The sequence below is a fragment of the Simplicispira hankyongi genome, from assembly GCF_003570885.1.
Lineage (GTDB): Bacteria > Pseudomonadota > Gammaproteobacteria > Burkholderiales > Burkholderiaceae_C > Simplicispira > Simplicispira hankyongi.
Genome location: NZ_QXJC01000001.1, coordinates 1331557 through 1345518 on the forward strand (window position 1 = coordinate 1331557; position 13962 = coordinate 1345518).

The following is a 13962-nucleotide window of genomic DNA, read 5'->3' on the forward strand; positions in this document are numbered from 1 at the left end:
CTCAGGCCCGGTCGGCCACACGTTCGCCGAACAAACCGGATGGGCGCAGCGTCAGGATGATGATGAGCACGATGAACGCAAAAATGTCTGCGTAGTTGCTCCCGAGAATGCCGCCTGTGACCGTGCCGATGTAGCCCGAGCCAATGGCTTCAATAAGCCCCAGCAGAATGCCACCAACCACCGCGCCGGTCAGGTTCCCGATACCGCCAAACACGGCTGCCGTGAACGCCTTCAGGCCAGGCAAAAAGCCCATGGTGTGCTGCGCCGTGCCGTAGTTCGAGGCGTACATGATGCCGGCAATGGCCGCCAGAATGGCGCCGATGATGAAGGTGGCCGAGATCACCATATCGGGCTTGACGCCCATCAAGGCGGCCACACGCGGGTTCTCTGCCGTGGCCCGCATGGCGCGGCCCAGGTTGGTATAGCCCACCAGCCAGGTCAGCACCGCCAGCGAGATCGCCGTGACGCCCAGAATCAGAATCTGCGTGGACGTAATCACCGCGCCTGCGACCTCGAACGGCGCGGCGGGCAGCAGCGTCGGGTAGGGCTTGTAGTTGGGCTTCCAGATGATCATGGCCAGCGTCTGCAGCAAGATGGACATGCCCAGCGCGGTGATCAGGGGAGCCAGACGCGAGGCGTTGCGCAGGGGCCGGTAGGCCACCTTCTCAATCGTGAAATTGAGCGCCGCGGCGACGATGCAGGCAATGATGGTTGCCAGCAGCAAGATCAGCCACCCAGGCGCCCAGGGCATGGACGATTGCATCATGCCGATGCAGCTCCAACTGGTGAGTGCCCCCACCATCAGCACCTCGCCGTGGGCAAAGTTGATCAATTGAATAATGCCGTACACCATGGTGTAGCCCAAGGCTATCAAGGCGTACATGCTGCCGAGAACCAGACCGTTGATGATCTGCTGCAGCAAGATGTCCATAAAAAAGTCCTTCGTGTGTGACGGGCTCAGGGTCAGGCACCGGGAATACGGTGCGGCTTTTTGGGCCTGTCTGCCATCTAGCAAAAAACCCGCCAGGAAAGCTGCCGTGCGGGTTTGAAGGCGGAATTGTAGCGAGATGCATACCCAGCACCACTGCGGCACTGGAGGGGTTTTCCCTTGGATTCGGGACGCATCAGAGGTGTGCGTAAAACATAAGATTAGCTACTTTTCATGCACATCCAAGGTGCACGCTCTTATCGGCCATCTTCCGCTTTGCCATCCTGCGCCTGCGCGTTGCGTGCCCGCAGCTCGTCCAGCCGCTCGGCAATGCGTATCTCCAGCCCCCTGCGAACCGGCCGGTAAAAATCTGGCGCCTGCATGCCCTCCGGCCAATAGCTTTCGCCCGCGGCAAAACCGCCCTCTTCGTCGTGCGCATAGCGGTAGCCCTTGCCATAGTCGAGCTGCTTCATCAACTGGGTGGGTGCATTGCGCAAGTGCATGGGCACGGGGCGCGTGCCGTCCTGTTTGATCAAGGCACGCGCGGCGTTGTAGGCCTTGTAGACCGCATTGGATTTGGGCGCCACGGCCAGATAGACCACGCACTGCGCCAGCGCCAGCTCGCCCTCGGGGCTGCCCAGGCGCTCATACACCTCGGCGGTGTCCAGCGCCAGGCGCAGCGCACGCGGGTCGGCCAGGCCGATGTCTTCGCTCGCCATGCGCACCATGCGCCGCGCCATGTAGCGCGGGTCGGCGCCGCCGTCGAGCATGCGCACCAGCCAGTACAGCGCGGCGTCGGGGTCCGAGCCGCGCACCGACTTGTGCAGCGCGCTGATGGTGTCGTAGAACTGCTCGCCGCCTTTGTCGTAGCGGCGCATGCGCTCGCCCAGCACGCTGAGCACCCAGGCGTCGGTGATTGCCTGCAGTTGCTCCTGCGCAGCCGCCATGGTGAGCGTCTCCAGCGTGTTGAGCAGGCGGCGAGCGTCACCATCGGCATACGCCACCAAACGCTCGATTGCTACTTGTTCAATAGCAGGAACCCCTTGCTGCGCCTGCGCCAGGGCCACTATTTTCTTTAAATCTTCGGTGGTGAGCGGCTCCAGCACATAAACCGTGGCGCGCGAGAGCAGCGCCGAATTCACCTCGAACGAAGGATTTTCCGTGGTGGCGCCGATAAAGGTGAACAACCCGCTCTCGACATGCGGCAGAAAGGCGTCTTGCTGGCTCTTGTTGAAGCGGTGCACCTCATCGACGAAGACCAGCGTCGGCTGCGGGTGCAGGCCCGATTGCACCGCCTGCGCCCGCTCGACCGCCTCGCGGATGTCCTTGACCCCACCGAGAACCGCGCTGATGCTGATGAACTGTGCGTCGAAGGCATCGGCCATCAGCCGTGCAATCGTCGTCTTGCCCACGCCCGGCGGCCCCCACAGGATGCAACTGTGCGGGCGCCCAGATTCGAATGCCAGGCGCAGCGGCATGCCCGGGCCGAGTATCTTTTGCTGGCCGACCACGTCGGCGAGTCGGCGTGGGCGCAGACGCTCGGCCAGAGGCTGGTGGGAGGAGAGTTTGGCGGCGGGCACGTTACGGGGCAAAGTGGGCGTGGTGCATAGCGCTATTACAACGGTTTTACAGCGACCCTCACCAACACAGTAACGCCAAGGCCGCTATGCTGCGGGACTTCTCACCCTGCACACCCGTCCGCCATGCTGCTCGCCGCCAACATCGTCGTCGCCGCCATCGCCCTGCTCCATGTGTATATCCTGGTGCTGGAGATGTTTTTGTGGGACAAGCCGGCCGGGCTGCGCGCCTTTGGCCTGAACCAGGAACTGGCGACGGCCACCAAGGTCCTGGGCGCCAACCAGGGGCTGTACAACGGGTTTCTGGCCGCGGGGCTGTTCTGGGGCCTGTGGCTGGGCGATGCGGGGCTGTCGGTAAAAGTGTTCTTCCTGCTGTGCGTGGCCGTGGCGGGGCTGTTCGGCGCTGCCACCGCGAGCCGCAAGATCCTGTTCATCCAGACCGTTCCGGCTGCCCTCGGTCTGGCGCTGTTGCTGCTGGCCTGACTGTGGACCGCATTACTGCTTGAGCACATCGGCCCCCTGCGGCACCTTGAAGTCGAACGTGGAAGCCGGCAAAGCCGCATTGGCCTGCACCTTGTCGAAACGGATCATGGAGCGCTGGCCGAAACTGTCCAAGATTTCCAGCGCTGCCAACTGCTCGCCGCGCAGGCCGACGCGCACGCTCTGCAACTGCCCATCCTTGGCCTTGGGCGTGGCGTGCACCCACTGCAAACCGTCCTGCTCGGGGGCGGATTCCAGCGTGAAATCTTTCGTCAGCGCCTGCAAATTGGGCGCCGAGGCCAGCAGCGCAGCGGGCGTGCTGCCCAGCGCTTTGGCCTGGGCGCGCTCGGTCACCTGGTTCAGGTCAGCGTCATAGAGCCACAGCGTCTTGCCATCGGCAACGATGGTCTGGACAAAAGGCTTCTTGTAATCAAAGCGAAACTGCCCGGGCCGCTCAAAGGCAAAGCTGCCACTCGACGTTTTGACGCGCGGCGCCTGCCCGTTCTTGGAGGGCGCCGTCACCTCCTGCGTGAACTCTGCCTGCGCCGAGTGCGTGTTCTGCATAAAAGTTTCAAGGCTTTTTAGGCCGTCAGCGCTTGCTGCGCTTGCGCAGACAGCTATGAAAATTGCAGTAATCGTCTTTTTCATTCATATCCCTTGAGAGTCGGTTCCCGTTGTATCGCAGATGGCGCCACCCCGACGTAAGACTGGGGCCGTGCCCTCTACCAGCGGACACCGCGCAAGGGCCGCCCCGCTGCGCCGGTGTCGTCCCCCTTCCCGAATCGCGCAGCGATTCGAGAGAAGGGGGAAGCGGCGCAGCCGCTCAGGGGGATGCCTCTACTCCCTCGCCGGCACCAGCACCTCGCGCTGCCCGCTGGTGGTGAGGCCGCTGACCAGGCCCGCTTTTTCCATGTCTTCCAACAGACGCGCCGAGCGGTTGTAGCCGATGCGCAGCTTGCGCTGCACATAGCTGATGCTGGCCTTGCGGTCCTTGAGCACGATCTCGACCGCCTGGTCGTACATCGGGTCCTTCTCGCCGCCAGCATCACCATCTAAAGACAGATCGCCCTCGCCGTCCACAGTTCCGCCCTCCAGCACGCCCTCGATGTAGTCGGGCTCGCCCTGGGTCTTGAGGTAGCTGACAACGCGGTGCACTTCTTCATCGGAAACGAAAGCGCCGTGCACGCGCACCGGCAAGCCGGAACCACTGGCCATATAAAGCATGTCGCCCATGCCCAGCAGGGCTTCGGCGCCCATCTGATCCAGGATGGTGCGGCTGTCGATCTTGGAGCCGACCGAGAAGGCAATACGGGTGGGGATATTGGCCTTGATGAGCCCGGTAATCACGTCCACGCTCGGGCGCTGGGTGGCCAAAATGAGGTGAATACCGGCGGCGCGCGCCTTCTGCGCCAGGCGGGCAATGAGTTCTTCGATCTTCTTGCCCACGACCATCATCAGGTCGGCCAGTTCGTCGATGATGACGACGATGTGCGGCAGGCGTTCGAGCGGCTCCGGCTCCTCGGGCGTCAGGCTGAAGGGGTTTGGAATGGACTCGCCGCGCGCCTTGGCCTCGTCAATCTTCACGTTGTAGCCGGCAAGGTTGCGCACACCGAGTTTGCTCATCAGCTTGTAGCGCCGCTCCATCTCGCCCACGCACCAGTTCAACCCGTGCGCCGCCTGCTTCATGTCGGTGACGACAGGCGCCAGCAGGTGCGGAATGCCTTCGTAGACCGACATTTCCAGCATCTTGGGGTCGATCATCAACAGGCGCACGTCGCGCGCTTCGGCCTTGTAGAGCAGGCTCAAAATCATGGCGTTGATGCCGACCGATTTGCCCGAACCCGTGGTGCCAGCCACCAGCACGTGCGGCATCTTGGCCAAGTCGGCCACCACCGGGTTGCCGACGATGTCCTTGCCCAGGCCCATGGTGAGCAGACTCTTGCCCTCGTGGTAAATCTGCGAACCCAGAATTTCGCTCAGCTTGATGGTCTGGCGGCGTGCATTGGGCAATTCGAGGGCCATGTAGTTCTTGCCGGGAATCGTCTCGACCACGCGAATCGACACCAGACTGAGCGAGCGCGCCAGGTCTTTCGCCAGGCCGACGATCTGCGAGCCTTTCACGCCCGTGGCGGGTTCGATCTCGTAGCGCGTAATGACTGGGCCGGGCATGGCCGCCACCACCCGCACCTCGACGCCGAAGTCCTTGAGCTTCTTCTCGATCATGCGGCTGGTCATCTCCAGCGTCTCGGGCGATACGCTCTCGCGCTGCTGCTGCGCCGGGTCCAGCAAATCAACCTGCGGCAGCCGGCTGTCGGGCAGATCGGTGAACAAGGGCTTTTGCCGCTCTTTCACCACGCGGGTGCTTTGCGGCACGTCGACCAGTACCGGCTCGATGATCTGGATCGGCATCGGGTGGTGCGTCTCGATGTCGGTGCGCTCGCCGCTCACCACCTTCTCGCGGGCGCGGGCAGCGCGCCGGCCTTCCGCCAAGTCGATCGCCACTTCGCGCCGCGCGCGGGTGGACTGCAAGAGCGTGTCGATGCGTGCGCCCAGGCCTTCGGCCACCCGGCTCCAGGAGAAGCGGAACACCAGTGCCGAGCCCAGCACCACCAGCACGATGCCGACCAGGCCGGAGCCCGTAAACCCCAGCCAGCGCATGGCCAGGGGCCCCAGCACATAGCCCAGAACGCCCCCCGCATGGCCGGGCAACAAGGCTTCAAAACGGTACATGCGCGTCCATTCCAGAGCACAACTCGCCGCCAGCAGCAAGGCCAGCCCCCCCCAGAACAAGATGCGCAGCGTTGCCGGGCGCCTGGGCGAAGTGCCCTCTTCTGCCGCTGCGCCACCGCGCAGCAGGCGCGTCAGGGACGCCGCCCACGCGCCTATGGCGGCCGCCAGGCACCACCAGACGGAAAAACCAAAAACGAAATAGCTCACGTCTGCAAGCCAGGCGCCTGCCAAGCCCATGCGGTTGTGCACCACGCCGCTCGCAGAGGCTCCCGAGGTGGACCAGGCCGGGTCCTGCGGCGCGTAGCTCCACAGGGCGAGCAACCACACCAGACAGGCAAACAGCCCGGCCAGCACAAGCAGTTCATGGCCTACACGCGCGCCCACGCTGCGCGGAAGGCTCTTCCCAGGAGAAGAGGCGTTCAGGGTATTGAGCGAATACGTCATAAGTGCATGGGAAGCTTACCGCAGCGGGATTCGATTAGCCCAGCGACTGCAGGCGGCTGCGCAGCGCCGTGGCGCCGCTGGGCAGGGTTTCAATAAAGCCGCGCGTCTCCAGATCTTTCATCACGCGGCTGACCATTTCACGCGAAGCGCCAATGGTTTTGGCCATTTCCTGGCGCGAAATTTTTTCCCGGATCAGCGTCTGCCCATTGGCATCCGTCTCGGCCAGATCGAGCAAGGCATGCGCCACGCGCCCGTACACGTCCAGAAGCGCCAGCGATTCGATTTTGCGGTCGGCATGGCGCAAGCGCTTTACGAGGCCGCGCATCACCACCAGCGACATGCTCGCGTTCTCCGCCAGGCAGCGCACGAACTCGGCACGGCCAAGCTCCAGCACATCGGTCTGCACCAGCGCATGAACCGAGGCCGAATGCGGCTCATTGTCGATAAGGCTCATCTCCCCCAGGTAGTCGCCCGGCACCAGCGTGGCCAAAATCACCTCGCGACCACGCGCATCGGCGGCGCTCACGCGCGCGCGGCCCGTCAGCAGCAGGTACAAGGCATCCGATTTCTGGCCCTGCAGCACCAGCGGCTCGCCGCGCTTGAAGCGGCGCTTGTTCACGGCGCCCCCGAGCGCTTCCGCCTGGGGCGCCGTCAAGCGCGAAAACAGCGGCACACGCCGCAGAAGATCGAGATTGGTCACGATGGACATGCTTGCCTCTCATTGGATGAATCTGTCCGCGAACCCTGACTCAGGGCAAGGCCAGAGCACACGGCAGCACCGGTCGATGCGACTTTGGCCGATACTTGGGGCTTGTCCCTCGCGCCCCGCATCTGCCTCGCTGGCAGGCCTGCCGGGCGGCAAAACCCGAGCTTTTACCATGCCTACACCCCAGCACGCGCAAGTCCTCATCCTAGGTTCCGGCCCCGCCGGCTACACCGCCGCCATTTACGCCGCCCGCGCCAACCTCAAGCCCGTGCTCATCACCGGCATGGCCCAAGGCGGCCAGCTCACCACCACCACGGAGGTGGACAACTGGCCGGCCGACGTGCAAGGCGTGCAGGGCCCCGAACTGATGCAGCGCTTCCTGGAGCACGCCGAGCGCTTCAAGACGCAAATCATCTTCGACCACATCAGCCAGGTCGATTTCAGCAAGCGCCCCTTCACCCTTTCGGGCGACACCGGCAGCTACACCTGTGATGCGCTCATCATCGCCACAGGCGCCTCGGCCAAATACCTGGGCCTGCCCACGGAAGAAGCCTTCATGGGCAAGGGCGTATCGGGTTGCGCCACCTGCGACGGCTTCTTCTACCGCGAGCAGGAAGTCTGCGTGATCGGCGGCGGCAACACCGCCGTGGAAGAGGCCCTGTACCTCTCGAACATCGCCAGCAAGGTGACACTGATCCACCGCCGCGACAAATTCAAGGCCGAGCCGATTCTGGTGGACAAACTGATGGAAAAGGTCGCCGCCGGCAAAATCGTGCTCAAGACCTTCTTCACCCTGGACGAAGTGCTGGGCGACGTTACCGGCGTCACCGGCGTGCGCATCAAGAGCACGCAGGATGGCCACACCGAGGACATCGCCCTGCAAGGCTGTTTCATCGCCATCGGCCACGCACCCAACACCGACATCTTCAAGGGCCAGTTGACGATGGAGAACGGCTACATCGTCACCCAGGGCGGCCTGCAGGGTTTTGCCACGCAGACCTCGGTACCAGGCGTCTTTGCCGCGGGCGACGTACAAGACCACGTCTACCGCCAGGCCATTACCAGCGCCGGCACGGGCTGCATGGCGGCACTCGACGCACAGCGCTACCTGGAGCAGCAGTCGCTGACCTGACGCGCGCTATAATCTGCGGCTTTGCCAAATCACGCGCCTCTTTGGGGCGCTCTTTCGAGGCCCTTTGGGCCACAGGCAAATCGGGTTACCGCCACCCTTTCTGGCGAGGTGAGGCCGCCGGCGGGCTTTCGAAAATAGTTCGAAGGCGCCAGCAGGCGGCCGTTAAAAAGTATCGGAGTGTCCACATGGCACGCGTCTGCGAAGTCACGGGCAAGAAGCCCATGGTCGGGAACAATGTTTCCCACGCCAACAACAGAACCAAGCGCCGGTTTCTGCCAAACCTGCAATACCGCCGTTTCTGGGTCGAGAGCGAAAACCGCTGGGTGCGCCTGCGCATTTCCAACGCCGGTTTGCGTCTGATCGACAAAAACGGTATTGATTCGGTGCTCGCAGACCTGCGCGCACGTGGCCAGGCTTAAGGAGAACCACCATGGCAAGCAAAGGCGGACGCGACAAGATCAAGCTGGAATCCACTGCGGGTACCGGCCACTTCTACACCACCACCAAGAACAAGAAGACGATGCCCGAGAAGCTGCTGATCATGAAATTTGATCCCAAGGCTCGCAAGCACGTCGAGTACAAGGAAATGAAGCTGAAGTAACTCGGCCCATTCCACGTAAAAAAACCGCCCGGCGCGAGCCCGGCGGTTTTTTTGTCTTTAGAAACGCTATTTGCGCTGCCACACCGCGGCAAAAAAGCCGTCGGTTTTGTGCCGGTGCGGCCACAGGCGCAGGTAGCGCGTGCCAGCTTCTCCGCCGCTGCACAGAGACGCGGCATCCGGCACCTTGAGTTGCGCCAGCACCTCCCCCACTTCCAGAGGAACAAACTCTGGATGCGCTGCTGAAAACGCCTCGGCGATCTCCTCGTTTTCCTGCGGCAGCACGCTGCAGGTGGCGTACACCAGCCGGCCGCCGGGCTTGAGCAGGCGCGCGGCGCTGTCCAGGATAGCGGCCTGCTTGACCACCAGCTCTTCAATCGTCTTGGGGTTCTGGCGCCATTTCAGGTCGGGGTTGCGCCGCAGCGTGCCCAAGCCCGAACATGGCGCGTCGACCAGCACCCGGTCGATCTTGCCGGCCAGGCGCTTGATGCGGTCGTCGCGCTCATGGGCGATGGCGGCCGGGTGCACGTTCGAGAGCCCGCTGCGCGCCAGGCGCGGCTTGAGCGCGTCGAGCCTGTGGGCGGAAACATCAAAGGCGTACAACCGCCCGGTGCTGCGCATGCTGGCGCCCAGTGCCAGGGTTTTGCCGCCAGCGCCAGCGCAAAAGTCCACCACCATCTCGCCGCGCTTGGCGTCCACCAGCAGCGCCAGCAGCTGCGAACCTTCGTCCTGCACCTCGATGGCGCCGCGCACGAAAGCCGGCAGTTTGGCAAGCTGGGGCTTGCCGACCGCGCGCAGGCCCCAGGGGGAATACGGCGTTACTTCTGTTTTGATAGCTGCTTTCGCAAGCTCCTCCTGCGCTAGCTGCCGTTTTTCCTTAAAAATGTTAACGCGCAGATCGAGCGGTGCGCTTTGCGACAGAGCGGTGACTTCTGGCCAAAACTCGTCGCCCAACTGCGCCTTGAGCGGCGCCACCAGCCATTCGGGCAGGTTGTGGCGGTGGCGCTCCAGCAAATCGGCCTCATCCACCGCATCGCACTGCGCCAGCCACTGGCGTTCGCGGTCGTTGAGCGCGCCCTGCAAGAAGTCACGCGGACCGTGCCTGGCCTGCGGGTTGGCGCGGCGGGCTTCCTCGTCCTGCCAATGCGCATAGCCCAGGATCGCCAAACGCCGCTCGCGCGGGCCGGAGCCCGAAGGGGCCATGTGGTCGAACAGCAGCTTCTTGCGCAGCACGGTGTAGACCGTTTCGGCCAGGGCGGCGCGCTCACGCTGGCCCAGGCCACGGTTGTCGCGAAAGAAACGCGAGACCACGGCGTCGGCCGGGTGCTCGAAGGTGAGGGCCTGGCGCACGAGTTGCGCGCAGGCTTCTATCAGGGCGTTGGGATGCATGCCCCGATTGTCCCATTCGCGTGTGCTATTTAAAAAATCGTCGCACCGCACGCGGGTAGATCAGGTGCTCTTGCGTCAGCACGCGCGCGGCCAGCGCCTGTGCGGTGTCGCCGTCGAGTACCGGCACCGCAGCCTGCTCCAGAATCGGGCCGTCGTCGAGCTCGCTGGTCACCTGGTGCACCGTCGCACCGACAAAACGGCAGCCAGCCGCCAGCGCCCGCTCATGCGTGTGCAGGCCGGGGAAGGCCGGCAGCAACGAGGGGTGGATATTGAGCAAACGCCCAAGGTAGTGGTCGACGAAACCAGCGCTCAAGATGCGCATGAAACCGGCGAGCACCACCAGAGCAGGCGCATAGGCATCGATGCACCGCACCAGCTCCGCATCAAAGGCTTCCCGCGAACCAAAGCCCTTGTGGTCCAGTACCTGCGTCGCAATGCCACGCGCCTGCGCAAAGGCCAGGCCGCCCGCATCCGCCCGGTTGCTCAGCACCGCTGCGACGCGCACGCCCAGCTTGCGTTCCCAGTCTTCCCGCTCAGCAGTGCGCACGATGGCCGCCATGTTGGAGCCGCCGCCAGAGATCAGAATCACGATGTTCTTCATCTCCCAGATTATCTCGCCATGCCTTTTGACGCCCAGGCCCAGCCACTGACCGACATCGAAGCCCGCGTGCTTGCCACGCTCATGGAAAAGGCCCGCACCGTGCCCGACAGCTACCCGCTCTCGCTCACCAGCCTGGTGGCGGGCTGCAACCAGAAGACCACGCGCGAGCCAGTCATGCAATTGAGCGACGCCGAGGTGCTGGCGGCGCTGGAGCCATTGCGCAGCCACAGTCTCGTGTTCGAGAGCAGCGGCTCGCGCACCACGCGCTACGAGCACAACTTTCAGCGCGGCATTGGCGTGCCCGAGCAGTCCGCCGTGCTGCTGGGCCTCTTGATGCTGCGCGGCCCGCAGACGGCAGCCGAGTTGCGCACCAATGCCGAGCGCTGGTACCGCTTTGCCGATGTGTCCTCCGTCGAAGCGTTCCTGGAGGAATTGCAGGAACGCTCCGAAGACAAAGGCGGGCCGCTGACCGTGCTGCTGCCGCGCGCGCCCGGCGCCCGCGAGTCGCGCTGGATGCACCTGCTGTGCGGCCCGGTGGACTTGTCGCAGCCCGCTGCCGCACCACAAGCGAGCGCGCTGGGCGAACGCGTGGCGCAGCTCGAAGCCCAGGTCGCGCAGTTGCAAGCCACGGTGGAGCGGCTGTGCAGCGAACTGGGGCTGCCCATGTCGCCGCCCGGACAGGCTTAAAACGAACGACCGTGCTACAAATGCAGCCTCACAGGAGACAAGCCCTATGGATCTCGCATTCACCCCCGAAGAACAAAGCTTCCGCGAAGAAGTCCGCACCTGGGTGCAGGCCAATCTGCCCAAGGACATCGCCCACAAGGTGCACCACGCCCTGCGCCTGACGCGCAGCGACATGCAGGGCTGGGCCAAGATTCTTGGCAAAAAAGGCTGGCTGGCCTTTGGCTGGCCCAAGGAATTTGGCGGCCCCGGCTGGACCGCCGTGCAAAAGCACCTGTTTGAAGAAGAATGCGCGCTGGCTGGCGCGCCGCGCATCGTCCCGTTTGGCCCGGTGATGGTGGCGCCCGTCATCATGGCATTTGGCAATGCGGAGCAGCAAAAGCGCTTCCTGCCCGGCATCGCCAGCGGCGAAGTCTGGTGGAGCCAGGGCTACAGCGAACCGGGCTCGGGCTCGGACCTGGCCAGCGTCAAGACCCGCGCCGAGCGCGTGGGCAACAAATACATCGTCAACGGCCAGAAGACCTGGACCACGCTCGGCCAGTATGGTGACTGGATGTTCAACCTCGTGCGCACCAGCACGGAAGGCAAGCCGCAGACCGGCATCAGCTTTCTGCTGCTGGACATGAAGTCGCCCGGCGTCACGGTGCGCCCCATCAAGCTGCTCGACGGTGAGTGCGAGGTCAACGAGGTGTTCTTCGACAACGTCGAAGTGCCGGCCGAGAACCTGGTCGGCGAAGAAAACAAGGGCTGGACCTACGCCAAGCACCTGCTCAGCCATGAGCGCACCAACATCGCCGACGTGAACCGCAGCAAGCGCGAACTGGAACGTTTGAAGCGCATCGCCAAGCGCGAAGGCGTGTGGGACGAGCAACGCTTTCGCGACCAGATTGCGCTGCTTGAAGTAGACATCGTGGCGCTGGAGATGCTGGTGCTGCGCGTGCTCTCGGCCGAAAAATCGGGCAAGAACTCGCTCGACATTGCCGGCCTGCTCAAGATCAAGGGCAGCGAGATCCAGCAGCGCTACAGCGAGCTCATGATGCTGGCCGCAGGGCCCTTTGCCTTACCTTTCATCGAGGAAGCCATGCAGGCCGGCTGGCAAGGCGACTTCCCTGGCGGCGAGGTAGCCAATGCGCCGCTGGCATCCACCTACTTCAATCTGCGCAAAACCACCATTTACGGCGGCAGCAACGAAGTGCAACGCAACATCGTGGCCCAGACTGTGCTCGGCTAAAGCCTCGGGCAGTCCACGCGGTGCGCGACAGGACTGCTCCCCGTGCCCCCTCCGGGAGGGGATTCCAGCAAGAACTTCGCTGAATGTGAACGGCGCCCAGGCGCCACAGCAGGTCAGCATCAGGAGTAAAGAACATGGATTTTGATTTCTCTGACGACCAGCAATCCCTGCGCGACGCCGTGCGCCGCTGGGTGGACAAGGGCTACACGTTCGAGCGCCGCCGCGGCATCGTGGCGGCCGGCGGCTTTGACCGCGCCGCTTACGGCGAACTGGCCGAACTGGGCTTGACCGCCCTGACCGTTCCCGAGGCGCACGACGGCCTGGGCCAGGGCGCCATCGACGTGATGGTGGCAATGGAAGAATTGGGCCGCGGCATGGTGCTCGAACCCTTGGCGCACGCCTTTATCGCAAGCAGCGTGCTCACGCAGTACGCACCGGCCGAGTTGCAAGCAGCCTGGTTGCCGCGCATTGCCAGCGGCGAAGCCCTGGTGGTGCTGGCACAGCAAGAGCGCAAAGCGCGCTACGCGCTCCAAAAATGTGATGCAAAAGCGGCTCCAGCGCAATCTGGATATGCGCTAGAAGCTACCAAAAGCATAGTTCCTGCGGGCGACCAAGCCGACGCGTACCTCGTGCCCGCGCAGCTCGATGGCCAGATCGCCCTCTTCCTCGTGGAACGCTCGGCCAGCGGCGTCAGCGCCCAAGGCTACGTCACGCAAGACGGTAGCCGCGCCGCCGAAGTGCAGTTCGCCAGTGCGCCCGCCACCCTCATCACCCAAGACGGCCTGACCGCGTTGGAACTGGCCGTGGACACCGGCATCGCTGCCCTGTGCGCAGAAGCCGTAGGCGTGATGGACAAGGCCGTGGCGCTCACGGTGGACTACATGAACCAGCGCAAGCAGTTCGGCGTCACCATCGCCAGCTTCCAGGCGCTGCGCCACCGCGTTGCCGACATGAAGATGCAGCTCGAACTGGCCCGCTCCATGAGCTACTACGCCAGCCTCAAGCTCACCGCGCCCGCAGGCGAACGCCGCACCGCCATGGCGCGAGCCAAGGTGCAACTGGGCCAATCCATGCGCTACGTGGGCCAGCAGATGGTGCAGCTGCACGGCGGCATCGGCGTCACCGACGAATACATCGGAAGCCACTACTTCAAGAAGCTCACGCAGATGGAAATGACGTTTGGCGACACCCTGCACCACTTGGGCGAAGTCTCCAACCGCATGCAGGACACGGCGGGTGTGTTCGCCTGAGAGTTTGTAGTTCATCCATCTGGCATTCTTGGCCCTACTACTCAAAAGATTTTGAACACGTTCTGAGAGGCTCCCCGAGGTACGAACGAGCATTCGGCCCACAGCACGTGTTTTCAGGCCAACGGCACGCTTCAAACGTTGCGAAATCGCAGGCAGATTCCCATTTGCTTTCGGTATCGAGGCAGATGGGCATTGCCTCATGCGCCATCTTG

Annotated in this window: 14 protein-coding genes; 7 read left to right on the plus strand and 7 right to left on the minus strand. The window is 63.7% G+C overall.

From position 1 onward, the window contains the following. Position 1: 1 nt before the first annotated feature. Together D3F03_RS06180 and D3F03_RS06185 are read right to left on the minus strand one after the other, a co-directional pair. Positions 2-931 (minus strand): branched-chain amino acid ABC transporter permease, encoded by a 930-nt coding sequence (locus D3F03_RS06180; RefSeq protein ID WP_119108401.1) that lies wholly within the window; start codon positions 929-931, stop codon positions 2-4. A gap of 254 nt (positions 932-1185) precedes the next feature. Further along, positions 1186-2520: a replication-associated recombination protein A gene (locus D3F03_RS06185; RefSeq protein WP_245960506.1), complete on the minus strand. Its 1335-nt coding sequence runs from the start codon at positions 2518-2520 to the stop codon at positions 1186-1188. A gap of 111 nt (positions 2521-2631) precedes the next feature. Between D3F03_RS06185 and D3F03_RS06190 the strand changes: the two genes are divergently transcribed. Then, positions 2632-2988 carry a DUF1304 domain-containing protein gene (locus tag D3F03_RS06190; RefSeq protein ID WP_119108403.1) on the plus strand — a complete coding sequence of 119 codons (357 nt, stop codon included), beginning with the start codon at positions 2632-2634 and terminating at the stop codon, positions 2986-2988. 12 nt (positions 2989-3000) lie between these two features. On the opposite strand, the gene lolA is transcribed toward D3F03_RS06190, so the two are convergent. The 3 genes from lolA to D3F03_RS06205 all read right to left on the minus strand — a co-directional run bounded on the left by lolA (position 3001) and on the right by D3F03_RS06205 (position 6868). Continuing rightward, positions 3001-3633, minus strand: a complete 633-nt coding sequence (lolA, locus tag D3F03_RS06195) for an outer membrane lipoprotein periplasmic chaperone LolA (RefSeq protein ID WP_119108404.1) — start codon at positions 3631-3633, stop codon at positions 3001-3003. A gap of 189 nt (positions 3634-3822) precedes the next feature. Further along, a complete protein-coding gene (locus D3F03_RS06200; RefSeq protein WP_119108405.1) occupies positions 3823-6159 on the minus strand; it encodes a DNA translocase FtsK in 2337 nt (778 codons plus the stop codon). 34 nt (positions 6160-6193) lie between these two features. Further along, positions 6194-6868: a Crp/Fnr family transcriptional regulator gene (locus tag D3F03_RS06205; RefSeq protein ID WP_119108406.1), complete on the minus strand. Its 675-nt coding sequence runs from the start codon at positions 6866-6868 to the stop codon at positions 6194-6196. 169 nt (positions 6869-7037) lie between these two features. Here D3F03_RS06205 and trxB point away from each other — a divergent pair, with 169 nt between their 5' ends. The 3 genes from trxB to rpmG all read left to right on the plus strand — a co-directional run bounded on the left by trxB (position 7038) and on the right by rpmG (position 8598). Then, positions 7038-7997 (plus strand): thioredoxin-disulfide reductase, encoded by a 960-nt coding sequence (gene trxB / locus D3F03_RS06210; protein ID WP_119108407.1) that lies wholly within the window; start codon positions 7038-7040, stop codon positions 7995-7997. Positions 7998-8182: 185 nt separating this feature from the next. Next, positions 8183-8416: a 50S ribosomal protein L28 gene (rpmB, locus tag D3F03_RS06215; protein ID WP_119108408.1), complete on the plus strand. Its 234-nt coding sequence runs from the start codon at positions 8183-8185 to the stop codon at positions 8414-8416. 11 nt (positions 8417-8427) lie between these two features. Beyond that, the gene (rpmG, locus tag D3F03_RS06220) at positions 8428-8598 is read left to right on the plus strand and encodes a 50S ribosomal protein L33 (RefSeq protein ID WP_119108409.1); all 171 of its coding nucleotides are present in this window, start codon (positions 8428-8430) and stop codon (positions 8596-8598) included. Between the two features lie 66 nt (positions 8599-8664). On the opposite strand, the gene D3F03_RS06225 is transcribed toward rpmG, so the two are convergent. Then, a complete protein-coding gene (locus D3F03_RS06225) occupies positions 8665-9984 on the minus strand; it encodes an RsmB/NOP family class I SAM-dependent RNA methyltransferase (RefSeq protein WP_119108410.1) in 1320 nt (439 codons plus the stop codon). 25 nt (positions 9985-10009) lie between these two features. Continuing rightward, the gene (purN, locus tag D3F03_RS06230) at positions 10010-10585 is read right to left on the minus strand and encodes a phosphoribosylglycinamide formyltransferase (RefSeq protein WP_119108411.1); all 576 of its coding nucleotides are present in this window, start codon (positions 10583-10585) and stop codon (positions 10010-10012) included. An 18-nt stretch (positions 10586-10603) separates the two neighbouring features. Here purN and D3F03_RS06235 point away from each other — a divergent pair, with 18 nt between their 5' ends. From D3F03_RS06235 to D3F03_RS06245, 3 genes are all read left to right on the plus strand, one after another. Beyond that, a complete protein-coding gene (locus tag D3F03_RS06235; RefSeq protein ID WP_119108412.1) occupies positions 10604-11272 on the plus strand; it encodes a YceH family protein in 669 nt (222 codons plus the stop codon). Positions 11273-11318: 46 nt separating this feature from the next. Beyond that, positions 11319-12500 (plus strand): acyl-CoA dehydrogenase family protein, encoded by a 1182-nt coding sequence (locus D3F03_RS06240; protein ID WP_119108413.1) that lies wholly within the window; start codon positions 11319-11321, stop codon positions 12498-12500. Between the two features lie 134 nt (positions 12501-12634). Next, complete coding sequence (locus tag D3F03_RS06245; RefSeq protein WP_119108414.1) at positions 12635-13750, plus strand: acyl-CoA dehydrogenase family protein; 1116 nt, start codon at positions 12635-12637, stop codon at positions 13748-13750. The last annotated feature ends 212 nt before the right edge of the window (positions 13751-13962 follow it).